The 17,017-nt window shown below is 35.5% G+C and carries 9 protein-coding genes; 7 read left to right on the top strand and 2 right to left on the bottom strand.

Annotation, left to right across the window (positions count from 1 at the left end):
• Window positions 1–10: 10 nt before the first annotated feature.
• Together JKA74_RS19730 and JKA74_RS19725 are read right to left on the bottom strand one after the other, a co-directional pair.
• The gene (locus tag JKA74_RS19730; RefSeq protein ID WP_201432969.1) at window positions 11–2,446 is read right to left on the bottom strand and encodes a glycoside hydrolase family 31 protein; all 2,436 of its coding nucleotides are present in this window, start codon (window positions 2,444–2,446) and stop codon (window positions 11–13) included.
• Between the two features lie 741 nt (window positions 2,447–3,187).
• On the bottom strand, window positions 3,188–4,231 hold the full coding sequence (locus tag JKA74_RS19725; RefSeq protein WP_201432968.1) for a LacI family DNA-binding transcriptional regulator: 1,044 nt from the start codon (window positions 4,229–4,231) through the stop codon (window positions 3,188–3,190).
• Window positions 4,232–4,514: 283 nt separating this feature from the next.
• Between JKA74_RS19725 and JKA74_RS19720 the strand changes: the two genes are divergently transcribed.
• The 7 genes from JKA74_RS19720 to JKA74_RS19690 are packed head-to-tail and all read left to right on the top strand — an operon-like array spanning window position 4,515 to window position 16,623.
• The gene (locus JKA74_RS19720) at window positions 4,515–7,526 is read left to right on the top strand and encodes a SusC/RagA family TonB-linked outer membrane protein (protein ID WP_201432967.1); all 3,012 of its coding nucleotides are present in this window, start codon (window positions 4,515–4,517) and stop codon (window positions 7,524–7,526) included.
• 11 nt (window positions 7,527–7,537) lie between these two features.
• Window positions 7,538–8,938 (top strand): RagB/SusD family nutrient uptake outer membrane protein, encoded by a 1,401-nt coding sequence (locus tag JKA74_RS19715; protein WP_201432966.1) that lies wholly within the window; start codon window positions 7,538–7,540, stop codon window positions 8,936–8,938.
• A gap of 22 nt (window positions 8,939–8,960) precedes the next feature.
• A complete protein-coding gene (locus JKA74_RS19710; RefSeq protein WP_201432965.1) occupies window positions 8,961–9,455 on the top strand; it encodes a DUF5004 domain-containing protein in 495 nt (164 codons plus the stop codon).
• A gap of 5 nt (window positions 9,456–9,460) precedes the next feature.
• Window positions 9,461–10,285 carry a DUF4961 domain-containing protein gene (locus JKA74_RS19705; protein ID WP_201432964.1) on the top strand — a complete coding sequence of 275 codons (825 nt, stop codon included), beginning with the start codon at window positions 9,461–9,463 and terminating at the stop codon, window positions 10,283–10,285.
• Window positions 10,286–10,296: 11 nt separating this feature from the next.
• Window positions 10,297–11,757: a SusE domain-containing protein gene (locus tag JKA74_RS19700; RefSeq protein ID WP_201432963.1), complete on the top strand. Its 1,461-nt coding sequence runs from the start codon at window positions 10,297–10,299 to the stop codon at window positions 11,755–11,757.
• Window positions 11,758–11,796: 39 nt separating this feature from the next.
• Window positions 11,797–14,895: an alpha-amylase family glycosyl hydrolase gene (locus tag JKA74_RS19695; RefSeq protein ID WP_201432962.1), complete on the top strand. Its 3,099-nt coding sequence runs from the start codon at window positions 11,797–11,799 to the stop codon at window positions 14,893–14,895.
• Window positions 14,896–14,934: 39 nt separating this feature from the next.
• Entirely contained in the window at window positions 14,935–16,623 is a 1,689-nt protein-coding gene (locus JKA74_RS19690) for a M43 family zinc metalloprotease (RefSeq protein WP_201432961.1), read from the top strand.
• Window positions 16,624–17,017: the final 394 nt, after the last annotated feature.

Genomic DNA, 17,017 nt, shown 5'->3' with positions numbered 1-17,017 from the left:
TTTACCCGAATTACGCCCAGCTTACTAATATTTCTTCATTCTGATTTTCTATTTCAATAAAAGGAAGATTTTCCACTTGTAAACATATTCTGTCGCTCATTGGTAGCGGGTCAAAATTGGAAATCTGATCCATAAATTTGAAATCTTCTTTTAAAATAGGAATAGTTGTTTGATTTACCTTGATTTTATCTTTCAACTGGCCACTGAACCCATGCAAATACAGCTTGATTTTTTTGTATTGAGATTTGTAACTACCAGATTTTTCTGTCAGAATAATTTGCTTTTCCGAGGGCTTTAATGAAATACTTCTCTGGTAAATAGCTCCATTTACGTACTCAAAGGTGTTCCCGTCATCTTCATAATAATTGAAAGTGTTTTCTTTGCTTCCTGAATAGATGTGTAAATGTAAAGTTTGATTTTTGTTATTGGTCAGGCTTTGAAGCTTATCCTGCATGGGCAGAATAGCCGATGCTTTTACATAGACAGGTAATCTCTCGATCGGGCATTCGGCTATTATTTCCTGATTTCCACTGTAATGTGTGTCATTAAAGATGTCATACCATTCTCCTTCCGGGAAATATACTTTTGCTAAATTTACTTTGCTGGCTACTGGTGCGACAAGGATATCAGAGCCAAATAAGTACTGATTTTCATATAAAGGTGAATAGATTTTAGCGTCATGGGGATAATAAATAGCCAAACTTCTTGCCACAGGAATGCCTTTTTCATGTGCCTGATGAAAAGCTGAATATATATAAGGCATCATTTGATAGCGGAGATTAATATAATTTCTTGATATTTCTTCCACTTCTTCACCATAAGCCCATGGTTCTGAATCCCGGCTGTTGATCATGGAGTGCCCTCTGAAGAAAGGAGCAAAAGCACCTATTGAAATCCATCTGGCAAAGAGCTGGCTATCGGCTTCCCCTGCAAAGCCCCCGATATCGTAACCTGCAAAAGCCACACCGGCCATTCCCAGACTGTTGACCAGGCGAACACCTAAAAGCATATGCTCGTCATCAGCAACATTATCGCCAGTCCAAACCGCAGCATAACGCTGAATACCAGAAAAACCGGCTCTTGTCAGGTTGAAAATTCTTTTATTAGGAGTGTTTTGTTTGGCACCTTCATAGGCACTTTTTGCCATTTGCATACCATAAACATTTCTTCCTTTCCTGGCAGTAGCTTTATTGCCGTCAAAGTCAAACTCAATCAATTCCGGTAAATATTGTCCCCAGGTAGCTATTTCATTCATATCATTCCAGAACCCTTCTATACCTAGGTCAGTATAGCTCTTGAGCTTTTCTGCCCACCATTCCCTTACCGAAGCTTTTGTGAAATCAGGGAAATGACACCAACCTGGCCATACTTCACCTTCATAATTACTTCCATCAGGAAATTTAACGAAAACATCCTGTTGCAGTCCTGATTCATATGCATCATAACCTTTTTCAATTTTAATGCCCGGATCACAAATTACTACAACTTTAAATCCCAAATCCTCTAATTGCTTAAGCATACCTTCAGGATCAGGAAAATCTTTTTTGTCCCAGGTGAAAATTTTATATTGTTCCATATGATGGATATCCAGAACAATGACATCAGCCGGGATTTCTTTGTCCCTGAAAGTTTTTGCCACACTTAAAACTTCTTTATCTGGTCTATAGCTGTAGCGGCACTGCTGGTAGCCCAGACTCCATAAAGGAGGAAGTTCCATTCGGCCTGTTAAATCGGTATAGCTGCTAATTATTTCCTCAACACTTTCTTCATGAATGAAGTAGTAGGACATATCTCCCTGATCGGCAGAAAAACTTGAAAATCTTCTGTTGGATGCTCCAAAGTTGAAATGAGTTTTATGGGAATTGTCTAAAAATATGCCATACGATAGCCCATTATGAATACCTATGTAGAAAGGTGTAGTACAATAAAGAGGATCACTATCTGGCGGATAGCCGAAATGATCGGTATTCCAGTTCTGATAACCATGGCCTTTTCTGTCCAATGGCCCTGTTTTTTCACCCAGACCTACAAACCGTTCACCTTTTTGCAGTTTTTTATAAGTGCTTACTTGCTCACCAATCCAGGAAGTACCAAGTGCAGCATCATCTTCATTAATAATTTCTTCATTTGAATTCTTAAAAATAACAGTAAAGGGATCCTTCTTAAGAAATAAACTCAATTTTTCAGTATGGATTTCCAGAGAGCCGTTTTTATCTACAATTGTGAAATCGATGCCCATTGGTTTGGATATTACCGCATAAGAATGCTCATCCAACTCTTCAAATTTGCTTAAATGTATTTTAAATATACCCTCCTGCACAACAGAAATTTTGAAAAAGGCATTTTCTGTTGTTCCCATCATTCCATAGGGAGTCCTTTCATATTGAGTGATTTTCCCACAATGTTGGCTAAGTCCTGAAGTAGTGATGGTTTGTTGAGTAAGCATATTTATTTTATTGAGTTATACCGCTAAACTATTTATAATTGTATATACAAAGAGCAAGAAAATATAATTAAATGACCGCAAACGTTTGCGGTGACGGTTGCAATTTACTTTCTTTTCTCTTTATAGGTATTAGTATAGTCGAAAAGTTAAGAGTTTAAGAGGAATCCAACCTCCGGGAAGTCTTTAAATGGGAATTTTAGGAAAAATGTTTCTGAAATGGCTTCCTCATCATCGCCAAGGGCAATTTGTTTCATTAGAAGCATTATCTATCCGTAGTTTTAGCGCAGCGAACTACGGATTGAAGAATAGAAAAGAGTCTGTGACTCAATTATAGGCATCAGAATGAAAGATTCTACTTCTAACCTATTCTTGTATTATGCAGAGTCAAAGACTCTACTTCATTAATAAATCCTTAGAGCCCTTCGGAACTCTAAGGATAGAGGAGTAGTGTTTATGTAATGGCTTCCTCATCATTCCCGCCGGTAATTTGTTTCATTAGAAGCATTATCTATCCGTAGTTTTAGCGCTACGAACTACGGATTAATGAATAGAAAAGAGTCTGTGACTCAATTATAGGCATCAGAATGAAAGATTCTACTTCAACCTACTCTTGTATTAATGCAGAGTCAAAGACTCTACTTCATTAATCAATCCTTAGAGCCCCTTGGAACTCTAAGGATAGCGGGAGGTAAAATCAGTTATGCTTGTTTGTTGACAATGAATTCAGATATCAATAAATTTTTACTCCACTACCTTTTTCTTTTTCATGGAAGATTCTCGCACTACCAAATTGGTTTTAAGCGAAATGGTTTCTGTAATAGCTTCCTCATCATCTCCAAGGGCAATTTGTTTCATTAAAAGCCTGGTTGCTTCCTGCCCCATTTTAAAACCTGGTTGGGTAACAGAAGATAGGGCAGGTTGTATTAAACTGGAAAAGCGCCAGTTGCTAAAGCCTACAATTGCCACATCCTCAGGTATCCTAAGCCCTCTCTTTTTAATAGCTGTCATAGCCCCATATGCAGCTACATCATTGTTGGAGAAAATTGCGTCAGGAGGGAAGCGGTAGTCAAGTAATTCATTGGTGATAGCTTCAGCTTCTTCATAAGTCCCCAAACCACAAACTTTTACAAGATTATCGTCCATCATATATTTATTATCTGCCAGGGCTGCTTTATAACCATTCAACCTGTTTTTACTGATACCTAAATTTTGCGGGCCTGCCAAATGTGCTATCCTGTAATATCCTTGTTCTATTAAGTGTGTGGTGGCTTCATAGGCTCCTTGTTCATCATTTACTATTACTTTGCAGGCATTTAACGAGTCAACCATTCTGTCAAAAAATACCAGTGGGACATTACTATCCAGTAAACTTTGCAAGTGGTCGTAGTTACTGGTTTCCCGGGAAATAGAAAGTAAGATACCATCTACGCGTGAATTGAACAAGGCTTTGGTGTTCATGACTTCACGCTCATAGGATTCATTTGATTGAGTGATAATAACATGGTATCCGGCACTATGGGCAATGTCTTCAATACCACTGATTACTGCCGAAAAGAAGAAGTGGGCAATTTCAGGGATGATTACACCAATTGTATTGGTTTTGCTTTGACGCAAGCTCAATGCCACTGAATTAGGCTGATAGTTTAGGCTAATCGCCAGTTCCTGAATTTCCTTTTTGGTATTCGGGCTAATATCCGGATGATCTTTCAAGGCCCGGGAAACTGTGGAGGGAGAAACTCCCAGCTTTCGAGCAATATCCTTAATAGTAATGTTGGTTTTTTTCATTTTTCATGATATAAATCAGCACTTAAATCTAATGTTTCCAAAGTTCTTAAAAGAATTAATATAGAAATAATCCATAAAATTTTGAGAATTCACAAATATGCTAAAATAATCGCTTTTCCGCAAACGATTGCGGAGACGATTGCGGTGAAAAATGTGTGTTTAAGTTATTCTTTGCGCGATAAGCGTTTTATAATTGATTATTGAAAATGGAGTTGCGATGGTATTGAAACTTCTGATATTCTATAAAAAAACCAGAAATTAATTAACAACTAAATGTTTACATATGAAAAATAAGTTTTTACTAATCTTTTTTCTACTCTATGCATCTCTCGCTTCTATTGCTTTATCGCAAGAAGTGCAGGTTAGCGGAAAAGTAGTAGATGACACGGGAGAAGGGCTACCTGGTGTGAATGTTATTATCAAAAACCAGCAAAGAAAAGGAACTGTGACTGATCTGGATGGGAATTACTCATTATCTGCTCAAAAAGGCGATGTATTGGTGTTTTCCTTTGTTGGTTTCAGTAATACTGAAATTACAGTAGGAAACCAATCAACTATAGACGTTGAAATGATCATGGACATTGCTTCCCTTTCAGAGGTTGTAGTAGTAGGTTACGGAACCCAAGTGAAAAGGGAGATAACAGGATCCATATCTAAAGTTGATAGCGAGGATATCAATGAATTTCCAACTCCTAGTTTTGAAGCTGCTTTACAAGGTAGAGCCGCAGGGGTCCAGGTGGTACAAGGAAGTGGTTTGGCTGGCTCTGGTTCTGTCATAAGAGTAAGGGGCATTAGTTCAGTAAGTGCTGGTGGAGATCCTTTATATGTGATTGATGGTGTACCTGTAACTCAGGATCAGTTTATTTTAGGAAATGGTGGTGCAGGAGCAATGAATTATAACCCTCTATCTACGATAAATCCAAATGACATCGAATCTGTTGAGATATTAAAGGATGCCTCGGCAGCAGGTATCTATGGATCAAGAGGTGCAAATGGGGTAGTTTTGGTAACCACTAAAAAAGGAAAATCAGGTAAACCTACATTTAATTTTTCTTCCAATGTTGGGATTGCTGAAATGGCATTTAAACCAGATATGCTTTCAGCTTCAGAATATATTCAATTACGACAAGAAGCATGGGAAAATGATGGTAATACAGGTAGAGTAGAATTGCCTGATGGGATTAGTTGGGAAGATGCATTAGCGAACAATACTGATTGGGTTGATGCTACTACCCAGACCGGAGTGAATCAGGAATACAATTTATCTGGCAATTGGGGTACTAGAAAGTTTAAAACATACATAGGGCTTTCTTATACTGACAATGAAAGTTTTCTAATAGGTAATGCCTTCGAAAGAATGAGTGGAAGAGCAAATTTGGAATATAAACCACTGGAAAATTTATCTTTTTCATTGAATCAATCCGTTGCTCAAGGTATAAATAATAGAGTAAATCTGTTTGAAGGAAGTCTAGGTGCAGCTTTATCTGAAGCGAATCCAATTTATCCCATATTTACAACCATTGATGGGGAACAGGAATATTATAATCCTATTGATGATGCAAATGGTTGGGGAAACCCTGTTTTTGTAAGAGATTTTTTAGATTGGACTACTACCGAAAAAAGAAGCCTTACCAATCTTAATATAGCTTTTGAACCAATAAATAATTTAAAGATAAATTTTTCAGGTGGGTTCGATTATCTTGATTTGAACGACCAGCGGATTGTTAATGAAGGGTTTAATCCAAATAACGATTTTGATGTTTCAAATAATAATATAAATTATATCAGGAATTTCACTTACAACTTAACTGCTGGGTATGATTTTAAATTCTCAGAGAAGAGTAAATTAAATGTGCTTATTGGTAATGAATTTCAAAAATCTATTACCGATAACAGAACAAGGAATAGTACAGATACAACAATTTTCACTGCTCAAAATACAAGTAACTGGGCTTTTTTAAGCTATTTTACAAGAGCTTCTTATAGTTTAAATGATAAATATTTCTTCCAGGGTACTGCCAGGTTGGATGCTTCATCCAGGTTTGGAGAAAATAACAGATTTGGCTTTTTTCCATCTCTTTCTGGAGCATGGATTATTTCAGAAGAGGATTTCATGAGTGATGTAACCTTTCTTTCCTTTTTAAAATTAAAAGCTAGTTGGGGTTTAACAGGTAATTCTACGTTTCCCGATTTCCAACGATTTGGTAACTTTCAAATTGGACAGGGTGGTCAGGTTTATAATGGGGAGCCAACTGTTTTTCCTACCAGACTTGCTAATCCTGATTTAAGATGGGAGAAAACAAGGACTATCGATTTTGCTATTGAAACCGGATTTGCTAATGATAGAATTACTACAGAAATAGCTTATTATAATAAAGTGACCACTGATGTAATTATAAATGTTGGCACTCAACCAGGTACTGGGTTCAATAACTTTTGGGACAACATTGGTAGAATAGATAATTCAGGTGTTGAGTTAAGTTTAACTAGTAGAAACCTTGTTGGTGATTTTACATGGACAACTACAATTAATGCAGCCAGAAATGAAAACGAAGTAAAAGATATAGGAGGATACTCGCCTGATGCAGTTGGAGGTGGCTTCAACGATACCAGAGTGGTGCCAGGTCAGCCAGTTGGTGCCAATTTTTTAGTTAGATTTTCCAGGGTAGACCCGGATACAGGAAAGCCTATTTGGTTAGATAAAGATGGAAATGAAACATTCAACTTTGATTTAAGCAATAGGGTAGTGGTAGGTTCAGTAATACCTGATCTTGTAGGTGGAATATCCAATAAGTTTGCCTACAAAAATTTTGATTTAAATGTGTTCTTCACATATACAGTTGGCGGTAATATATATGATGGGTCAGCAAAAAGACAATTACCTTCTGAAGTGACAAGTTGGAATTTCAGAGGAGATATTGTTAACAGATGGCAACAGCCTGGGGATATTGCTCAATTACCAAAATTAACACTCGAACCAATTCAAGGAGCTGATGGAGGAGATGTATGGCAATATAATTCTACTCTGTTCTTGTATGATGCCAGTTATTTGAGATTAAGGTCTTTAAGTTTAGGATATAATTTACCATCGAGCCTTGTGCAAAGATATAATCTTAACAACGTACGGATATCTTTTACAGGTAGTAATCTGTTGACTTTTACAAAATATCCTGGTGACCCAGAGATTGCAAGAGATTTTCAAAATGCGCAGGATAGAAATCTTAGCCCTAATGTTTCTTTCTTAACTCCACCACAGCAAAGGGCTTATATGCTTGGTTTAAATATAGGTTTTTAAAGATAGCTATTATGAAAAAAATATTATTTTATCCATTAATAATCGCTGCCATAACATTCACAGGTTGTAATGATTGGTTGGAGATAGAAGAACAAGATGTATTATTGCCAGAAGAAGCACTTAATACAGCTGATGATTATGAGAAACTTATTAATTCAGCTTATGATGTATTAAGAGGGAATGGAGGTAGTTTTTTGGGTGGTAGAAGCCAACTATTTTCAGAACTTTTAGCACATGAGGTTTCCAATAAAGGTTTAACTGGAAACAAGCTGGAAGTATATAGAAGAAATCCAGGCTTTTTTAATGGGGAGATTGGTGGATATTATCAAGAACCATATATCGCAATTTTTCGAGCCAATGTTCTGCTGGAAGAAATTGAGTCAGTGGAAGGTTTAAGTCAAGCTGAAATTGACAGATTGAGAGGAGAAGCATTTTTTTTACGTGCATTATGTCATTTTGATGTATTAAATCTATTCGCACAGCCATTTGGATTTACTGACGACAATCAACATCCGGGAATCTCTCTCCGGACTGAAGCATCTCAGGATGCTAAGCTAAGATCAACTTTTGAAGAAGCTTACATCCAAATTGAAAGTGACTTTTTGGAGGCGGCTTCATTGTTAGCTGATGGAAATGACAGAGGTTTTGGATTTGCTACTGAAAACGCAGCAAAAGCATATTTGGCTAAACTCTATTTTTTGAGTAATCAATACCAGGAAGCCTTTACTCTTTCCAATGAAGTCATAAGTAGTGGAGAATATAATTTGGATCAGGATTTAACTCATAGATTTTCTCAAGGCTTATCCTCTGAGGGCATTTTTGTAATGCCAAGTCTTAATTTTTCGGATCACAGAGGTGCTGGATTTACCAATAACTTCAGATCTGATGAAATTGAACCTATTATAAAAATCTCAGAAGAAGTCTACGAGCTTGTTGCTGAAAGAGAAGGGGATGCTCGACTGAATTGGTTTACTGTAGCAAATGAGGATACCAGTGATGAAGAAATTTATATTACAAAATATAATGGACTTTCATTTTTTGATGTACCATTAATTCATTTAACAGAATTAAAGTTGATTAGAGCAGAATCAGCTGCATTAACCGATCAGGAACTCAGTACTGCAATTGGTGATATTAATGATATAAGAGAAAGAGCTTTTGGTTCAGCAGATCAAAATTTATCTCCTAATGCTAACACTACAAGCATTATCAATGCAGCAAGATTAGAAAGAAGGATCGAGTTAGTAACGGAAGGTAATTATTTGCATGATGTTAAGCGAGTTGGTATTCTTGAGAACAGCTCTAATCTAAGACTGGACGGTGCCATCTGGTCATGCCCAGGCTTATTACTAGAATTCCCCACATTAGAAACAGTAGAAGGATTTGTTGGCAATAATCCGAATGGATGTTAATCGAGATTTAAAAGTTAGAAATATGAAAAATATAATTTTAATAATGTTTTTTCTTGCTGCAATTGCAAGTTGTAGACCTGAGTTTGAGGATATAGGAGAACCAGTGGATAGAGCAGCTGGTCTTTCCGGTACTTGGACTTTGAGTTCAGTTATACAGGTAGACGAAAAAGCGGTTAGTAAAGGATATCCTGACTTTGTTCAGCGAATAGAATTGACTGAGAGAGCAGGTTTTAATGACTATCAATTAGTGCTTAATCAGTCTGACAGTGGTAATCCTTCCAGTTTTGAAGAAAGAGCAACTGATGCTCCGACTATTTTAGGTATATCCCAGGGATCCTGGTCGTTAGATGATCCTGATTATCCAAAAGAAATAACTTTCACCAATCCTGAAGGGGGTTCTTTCACTCTGATTGTTGGTACGTATTTGGGTTTAAGTGAGGGTGAACTTAATCTTAGTTTTTCCAGGATGGTAGATGAAGAGCCAATAGTAACATATGAATATAAATTTATAAAATGATGAAGATGAAGAAATTATATATAGTAATTGTACTAGCTTTTTCGTCTCTTTTTGTAAAGGCACAGAGCTGTGATCAAGCTACTTTCAGAACTGAACCTGCAACTTTTACAGCAGAAGATGAAGTAAAATTATTTGTTGATGTTTCAAGTTGCAGCTATTTAGCTTCACTTGATGAATTGTATATCTGGATCTTTATTCCAGGTGGTCCAGGGCCTGATGGAGTAGGAGGCAATGGGGATTTTTGTAATGGATCCAACTCAGAATTATTGATGACGAATGAGGGGGACAATGTATGGAGTTTTACTTTTACTCCTACAGAATTGTTTGCTGCGTCTCCCGCAATAATAGGTAGTGAAATAGGTTTCATACCCAAGGAATTTGCTGCATGTAAGGGAAATGGTGATCAAACGATTGATTTATTTTTACCTGTTGAATCATTAATATTTACGCCTGCAGAATCGAGAACTTTCCCTGAATCTTTCACAAGTAAGGATTTTGTAACGCTTTATTTCGATCAATCTTTAGCAGATAATGCTGATATGAAGACTTTGGAAGATGTTTTTGTTTATGCATTTGCCAATGTAATTGATGAAAATGGTGTACCTGTGGAAGGTAACATTGAAAAAGCCCCGTGGACAGAGGTGGGCACTACCCCAGAGCTGACCATGACTGATGAGGGTAATGGTGTCTTTTCATTAACGGTTGACCTTCGAAGTTTTTTTGAATTAGAAGCTGGACAGATGATTTCCTCATTTAGTTATATCTATAGAAATATGGAAGGCACAGTTCAATCAGGAACTTATTCTTCCGATGTAATTAATAATAATTAAGTTATTGAAATATGAAAAAATTATATAGCGTTTTTTTCCTGTTGAGTTTAATCTTATCAGGATGTGAACAAGAAGAATTTACCGGTACTGGTTTAGAGGCACTCGCAGATTTTCAATTAGTTACTGGAAGTGAAACTGTGGAATTGCGTTCTATTTATCCTGAAAATGAATTGATTATTGAATGGAGTGAAGCAGAATCCGGTTTAGAATCTGAGGTGCTTTATACATGGTTGGCTTATGATGATAATTCTTCAGTGGAAGAACCATTAGTTGCCATTCCTTCCAACAATGAAGGAAGAGAAAATTCCCTAACAGTTACTTTCGAAGCGCTTGATAATACCCTCGAAGGTCTTGGTCTTGCAACAGGTGAAACCGTTACATTGAATTGGACAGTGCTTGCCGATAATGGCGATATCGTAAAAGTAGCAGATCCCAATGCCATCACTCTCACCAGATTTAAGGATGAAATTGCTCCTTTTGGTTTAATTTCTGTTCCAAATGAAACATCAGTTGATTTACAGATTGACAATCCTGGTGCAGAAATTTTAATTACATGGGACTCTACTTACTCTGGATTTGGAAATACTGTTAGTTATACTTGGGAAGCTATTAAACCCGATGGAGATTTTTCTGAGCCTTTTCTTTCTTTACCATCAGACAATGAGGGTTTAGACAATAGTCTTACTCTTACACACCAAACAGTTGATCAAATATTGGAAACAGAAGGTTTGGCTGAAGGTGAAACTTTGACTCTTCAATGGCAAGTAGTAGCAAGTAGTGGAAGTTTATCACAAGGTTCTGATGATGTTTTTACTATCTCTTTCAAAAGATTTACATCTGTACAAGCAAAATATTTAGTAGGTGCAGCTACTCCTGGAGGATGGGGTTGGGATAATCCCACTGAAATAGTTGAGGTCGAAGAAGGTCTCTTTCAGGGTACCTTGGTTTTTAATAATGAGGCATTCAGAGTTTTTGATGTGAGAGATGACTGGGGGTCTGGAACAAATTTTCCTGGCTTCCTGGATCAGGGTTATACTATAGATGATCGTTTTGAAAATGCAGCTGATGGAGATCAGAATTTCCGATTCGTTGGAGAAGCAGGTGAATATACTTTCACATTAGACACTAATAATAAATTGATTTACATAGATGGTCGACCGTCCAAGTTTATGGTTGGAGCTGCAACTCCAAGTGGATGGGATTGGGATGAACCAACCGTAGAAATGATTCAGATTAAAGAAAACGTATGGGTTTCTGTTCTCAATTTTGAAAATGATGCCTTTAGGTTCTTTGAAACTGAAGGCGATTGGGGATCTGGACGGAATTATCCTTATTATGAAAATGAAGGGTACACTATTGATGCCAGCTTTGAAAATGCATTGGATGGAGATAGTAATTTTAGGTTTATTGGAACACCAGGAATTTATAAAATAACTTTAGATGCTGTAAATAAATCAATTATTCTTGAATAAATTAAAAGGCACTTCGGTGCCTTTTTATATTTCTTAATTATGTTAAAATTTAAACTTCTTTTATTTTTTATATTAACTACTAGAGTAGTTCAAGCCCAAACAGTTATTACTAATCCTACTATTCCTCAGGCTTCGGAAGAAGTTACTTTTACAGTAAATTCAGAAGGTACCAGTTTGGAAGGTTATACTGGTGATGTTTGGATTTGGACATGGCTTAATGAAAATTGTACAACAGGATGTGATGCGCCCACCAACGTAAATCCTGCTACCGATGCACAGTCAGATGCCTTAATGACCAGGTCGGAAGCTAACCCCGATGTTTACACAATTACATTCGTACCCGTAGATTTTTTTAATAAACCAGTAGAGGAAATTACTCAAATAGGCCTAAAATTAAAATCAGTAGATTGGGCTGATAATAAACAAACAGATACAGACTTATTTGTGGATTTTTCTGATGGAAGCTTTGACATTTCTCTGGTTAACCCCTCTCAATCTGTGCTCTTTGTAAATTCTGGTGAAGATATTGCCATTGAAGTGGCAGGAAACAGAACAGCTGATTTTCAATTATTTGTTAATGATTTATTAATTGATTCACAAATTGGTATTAGTTCCTATACCTATGTTTTAAATGTAAATCAGAGTTCAGGAAGTCTTCCTGTAAGAATTGAAGCTATTGCTGATGGTGTGACTGAAGTGGAAGAGTTCACCTATATCATTAGAACGGAAACCGTTAATGAACCGCTGCCGGCTGGCATCAAAAAAGGGATCAATTATCATACTGAAATGGATAAAGTAACTCTGGCGCTTTGGGCACCTAATAATCAATCTGCTTATTTGGTAAGTGAACTCTCAAATTGGGAAGTGGATTTAGATTATAAAATGAAGAGAGATGGAGAAATCTTTTGGATCACATTAGATAACCTGACTCCGGGGAAAGAGTATCCCTTCCAATATTTGGTTGACGAGCAGATTTACATAGCAGAACCTTTTGCTGATAAGGTTTTAGATCCTGATGATCAATATATTCCCGAAAGTACTTACCCAGATTTAATAGACTATCCTGAAGGAGCACGACACACAGAGTGGTATTTTAACAGAGCTTCTGTTTTTCAAACTAATCAAGAGGAATATCAATGGGAAGTTGATGATTTTGAGCAACCTGAAAACGGGGAATTAGTAATTTATGAATTACTCATAAGAGACTATTTAGGAGTGGATGACAGAAACTACGAAGGCTTGATTGATACTCTTAATTACATCAAATCATTAGGCGTAAATGCCATTGAGTTAATGCCTGTTATGGAATTTAATGGAAATAATAGTTGGGGTTATAATCCCGCTTTTATGTTTGCTCCTGATAAATTCTACGGTACAAAAAATAACTTCAAAGCCTTTATAGATGAATGTCATAAAAATGGTATAGCTGTAATTCTTGATATAGCCATGAATCATCAGGATGCTCCATCACCCTTTCTACTCATGGACCTAAATTTTAACACTTTTGTTCCTGAAACTGATAATAAATGGTTTAACCAACAAGCAAAACATCCTTTTAATGTTTTTTTTGATATGAATCATGAAAGTATCTATACGCAGGAATTGCTTGATTCTATCAATCACTATTGGCTGGAGGAGTATAAAATAGATGGTTACCGATTTGACCTTTCTAAAGGATTTACTCAGACTAACACAGGTGATAATGTAGGAGCGTGGAGTGGAAGAGACAATTCAAGAATTGCTTTACTCAAACGAATGGCAGATGAGATATGGTCAACGCACCCTGATGCTTATGTTATTTTGGAACATTTTGCGGATAATAGCGAAGAAACTGAATTAGCTAATTATGGAATGATGCTTTGGGGCAATCTACATTACGCCTACTCTCAATTGGCTATGGGCTATAATGATAATGCCAATATTGATAACGCCTACCATGGCACCAGAGGATGGAATAACCCTAATTTAGTAAGTTATATGGAAAGCCATGATGAGGAAAGATTAATGTATCAGTTAATTAATAATGGAAACGCTTCAGGAGGTTATTCTACAAAAAACGTAAATACTGCCTTAGAACGGATGAAAGCAGCATCTGCACTGTTTTATACTATTCCCGGACCTAAAATGCTCTGGCAGTTCGGAGAATTTGGATATGATGTATCAATCAATGAAAATGGACGAACAGGAGAGAAGCCCCTACTCTGGAATTATCTGGAAGATGTGAATCGCGAAAGATTATTGAAAACAACTTCAGAGATTATTAAATTGCGGAATACTTATGAAGTTTTTGATACCGAAAGTGTTGTTTTTAGAGAAGATCAAAAACTGTTCAAGGAAATCTCTCTTCTGAGTGATCCTTTCATATCAAACCCTACCAATTCATCAGAAATGAATGTGCATGTAATTGCAAACATGGATGTTGTACCTAAAGCTTTTAATACTAATTTCCCGCATCAGGGCAATTGGCTTCATTATTTCTCTGGGGGTGATACTCTAAATGTCACCAGTGATGTGTTTTCTGTATTTTTACAACCTGGTGAATTCCGTATTTATACAGATGTGAAATTAGAATCACCAGAAGCCGAATTAATTAATTACAGTTCACCTATAGCTCCAGAATTAACCGATTTAAGCGAGATTGCAGAAGAAGGCGTTTCAATAAGCTGGGAAGATAATTCAAACATAGAATTAAGCTATAGCATCTACAGAAAAACAGACTCAGAGGATTTTGTCGAAATTGACAAAGTAAGTGCTGATGTAACAAACTTTATTGATTCAGAAGTGCTACCTAATCAGCAGTATACTTATAGAGTGAGTGCTAACAATAGTTATTTGTCATCTGTTAGTAATGAATTAGTAATAAATACTACTTCTATACTTTCCAATGATCGAGGTTTATCCAGTGATTTAAACTTATATCCTAATCCATCAAAAGATTATCTAATTATTGAATTTAAGCAAGATCAAATGATATATGATATTAAGATTTTTGACTCGAATGGCAATTCGTATTCTTTTGATAGTGAAAAAATATCTGAGGGTATGAAAATCATAACTAAATATTTACCTAACAATATTTTATTTATTAGTTTCAATATAAATAATACATCTTACACTAAAAAAATTATTGTAAAATAATGAATTTTAAATCTTTTTTAAATAGTAAACCAAAACATTATGAAAGCATTGCTTATACTTCTTATTTTAGCCTCAAACGGTTATTTTTTATTGTCTCAGAATATAAACACAGCTAATATTAGCGACTGTGGAACACCATTTAATTTAGAGAATTACAATAGACAAAAAGTTAATAGTTCAAATAGTAGATTACTTGTAAACCCTGATTCTAAATTAGGTGTTAATGTAAAAGTACATTTTGTACGGAAAAACGATGGAAGTGGTGCAAAATATAATCATTCTATTTTGAATAATTTAGAAATAGGATTATCAAATAAATTTAAAGATTACAACATTTTATTTGATATTATTGGTTACACAAATATAAATAACACTACATATTTTGATTATGATATTGTGGTCGATCCTAATGTTAGCTTATTTAATATTAATAATGATCCCAACGTAATAAATATATACATACTAAATAGAGCGCAGGTTTTCACTGGGCTAATAAATGGTCGCGCCAAAGATATTCCATCAAATGCATTTCTTATTACATATGATGCATTATTTACCACAACTATGCAACATGAAATGGGACACTGTTTAAATTTGTATCATACGTTTCAAGGGACTGCTACAAATACATCTGGATGTGCAGAATTAGTACCATCAGTTTTGCCTAACTGCGAGGAGTGTGGAGACCTTGTATGTGATACACCAGCTGATGCAAATACAGGTAGGACTGGTATGTATAATCCAGATATTCAAAATTTTATGTCATATTATCGTGAAACTCGAAATCGGTTCACCAATGGTCAGAAAAATAGGATGCTTCAGACTTTTTATGACGAAAATGTGGTTGCTAGAACAATGAACCTTCATGGTAATTTATATTCCAGTAAAAAATTAGCTTGTAGAGGCGATGGTGTCACTGTTAGCTATAATTTAAATGAATTACCAGCTGGGGTTACATTTAGCAATTGGGAGCTTTCTATAAATGCTGCTCCAATTTGGCGGAATAACACAAGTGTAACTTTTTATTTACCAAGTAATAGTCCATATCCATCAGATATGATTTATGTTACAGGTTATTTCAGAGATAGGTTTAATAATGTTATAAAGGCTAAAATAAGTGTAGAATTTTTATCTAGAAATACACCTACACCTTTCCATGTAGCAACTTATTCAAGTTCCCCAAACTCAGGATATCAAACACTTAATAATACAACCTTTTGTACTAACATAGATAACGGACAATACATTTATATTAGATTTAATAAAAGGTTAAAGAATATCTCCATGAATAAAACTGTTGGTGATGCATTTATTAATGCAGGGGACAGAACTATTGATGGTTATGATTACATGATTTATATACCTTCTGCAAACCAATATAACTTTTTTCAATTGACTGGAACAGATATTTGTACTGGAGATCTTAAAAATTCAAATGAATGTATTTGGTTACCTAGATCAAGATATGTTTTAGGTTATATTAAGAATGATGAGGTTCAGGTTGAATTGGATGATATATCTTTAAACATAGATCATTTAACCTCAAGAACTACACCAAATTCTGAAGTAAAAATACAAGCATATAATGAATATGGAAAAAAACTTTTGTTATCAGAGATAAGTTTTGATTTAAATCATATTAAATTTAACACTTCTTATTCTGGCTTAATAATTCTTAAAATAATTGGATCTGATCAAAGTGTTCAAACTTTGAAAATTTTGAAATAAGGCTTATATTTTTACTTCTTATTCAAATGACGGATATACCTGGCCCTGGAAAGGTGGAGCTTTAGATGGTGCTTCAATAAATGATCATTTAGAAATATTCCCTATTCCTGCAAATGATTTAATTGCTAATCCAGAATTGGATCAAAATGATGGATATGGGAATTAATTAAAATTTTTCTTCTTCATATACAACCATAAAACAAAAATGCACGGGGTTTTGCTCCGTGTTTTTTTATTGTAGAGGATTTCACTTTAATCGATAATATAGGATCAAGCAATAAATCTGGGGATTTAGGAATGAAGAATTAACTTTGTCAAAAAAAGACAAAGTGGATCAGAGTTTAATTGAGTTGTTTTTGCCAGAAGGTATTCTCGAATATTTCCAGGTTACTTC

The sequence above is a fragment of the Marivirga aurantiaca genome, from assembly GCF_016679925.1.
GTDB lineage: Bacteria > Bacteroidota > Bacteroidia > Cytophagales > Cyclobacteriaceae > Marivirga > Marivirga aurantiaca.
The sequence above is the reverse complement of the archived record's forward strand: the minus strand, read 5'-3'. Positions and strand labels throughout refer to the sequence as shown.

Bases quoted from the DNA above. Each gene is read 5' to 3' on its own strand.
- JKA74_RS19730 (WP_201432969.1), bottom strand. From the start codon at position 2,446: ATGCTTACTCAACAAACCATCACTACTTCAGGACTTAGCCAACATTGT.
- JKA74_RS19725 (WP_201432968.1), bottom strand. From the start codon at position 4,231: ATGAAAAAAACCAACATTACTATTAAGGATATTGCTCGAAAGCTGGGA.
- JKA74_RS19720 (WP_201432967.1), top strand. From the start codon at position 4,515: ATGAAAAATAAGTTTTTACTAATCTTTTTTCTACTCTATGCATCTCTC.
- JKA74_RS19715 (WP_201432966.1), top strand. From the start codon at position 7,538: ATGAAAAAAATATTATTTTATCCATTAATAATCGCTGCCATAACATTC.
- JKA74_RS19710 (WP_201432965.1), top strand. From the start codon at position 8,961: ATGAAAAATATAATTTTAATAATGTTTTTTCTTGCTGCAATTGCAAGT.
- JKA74_RS19705 (WP_201432964.1), top strand. From the start codon at position 9,461: ATGAAGAAATTATATATAGTAATTGTACTAGCTTTTTCGTCTCTTTTT.
- JKA74_RS19700 (WP_201432963.1), top strand. From the start codon at position 10,297: ATGAAAAAATTATATAGCGTTTTTTTCCTGTTGAGTTTAATCTTATCA.
- JKA74_RS19695 (WP_201432962.1), top strand. From the start codon at position 11,797: ATGTTAAAATTTAAACTTCTTTTATTTTTTATATTAACTACTAGAGTA.
- JKA74_RS19690 (WP_201432961.1), top strand. From the start codon at position 14,935: ATGAAAGCATTGCTTATACTTCTTATTTTAGCCTCAAACGGTTATTTT.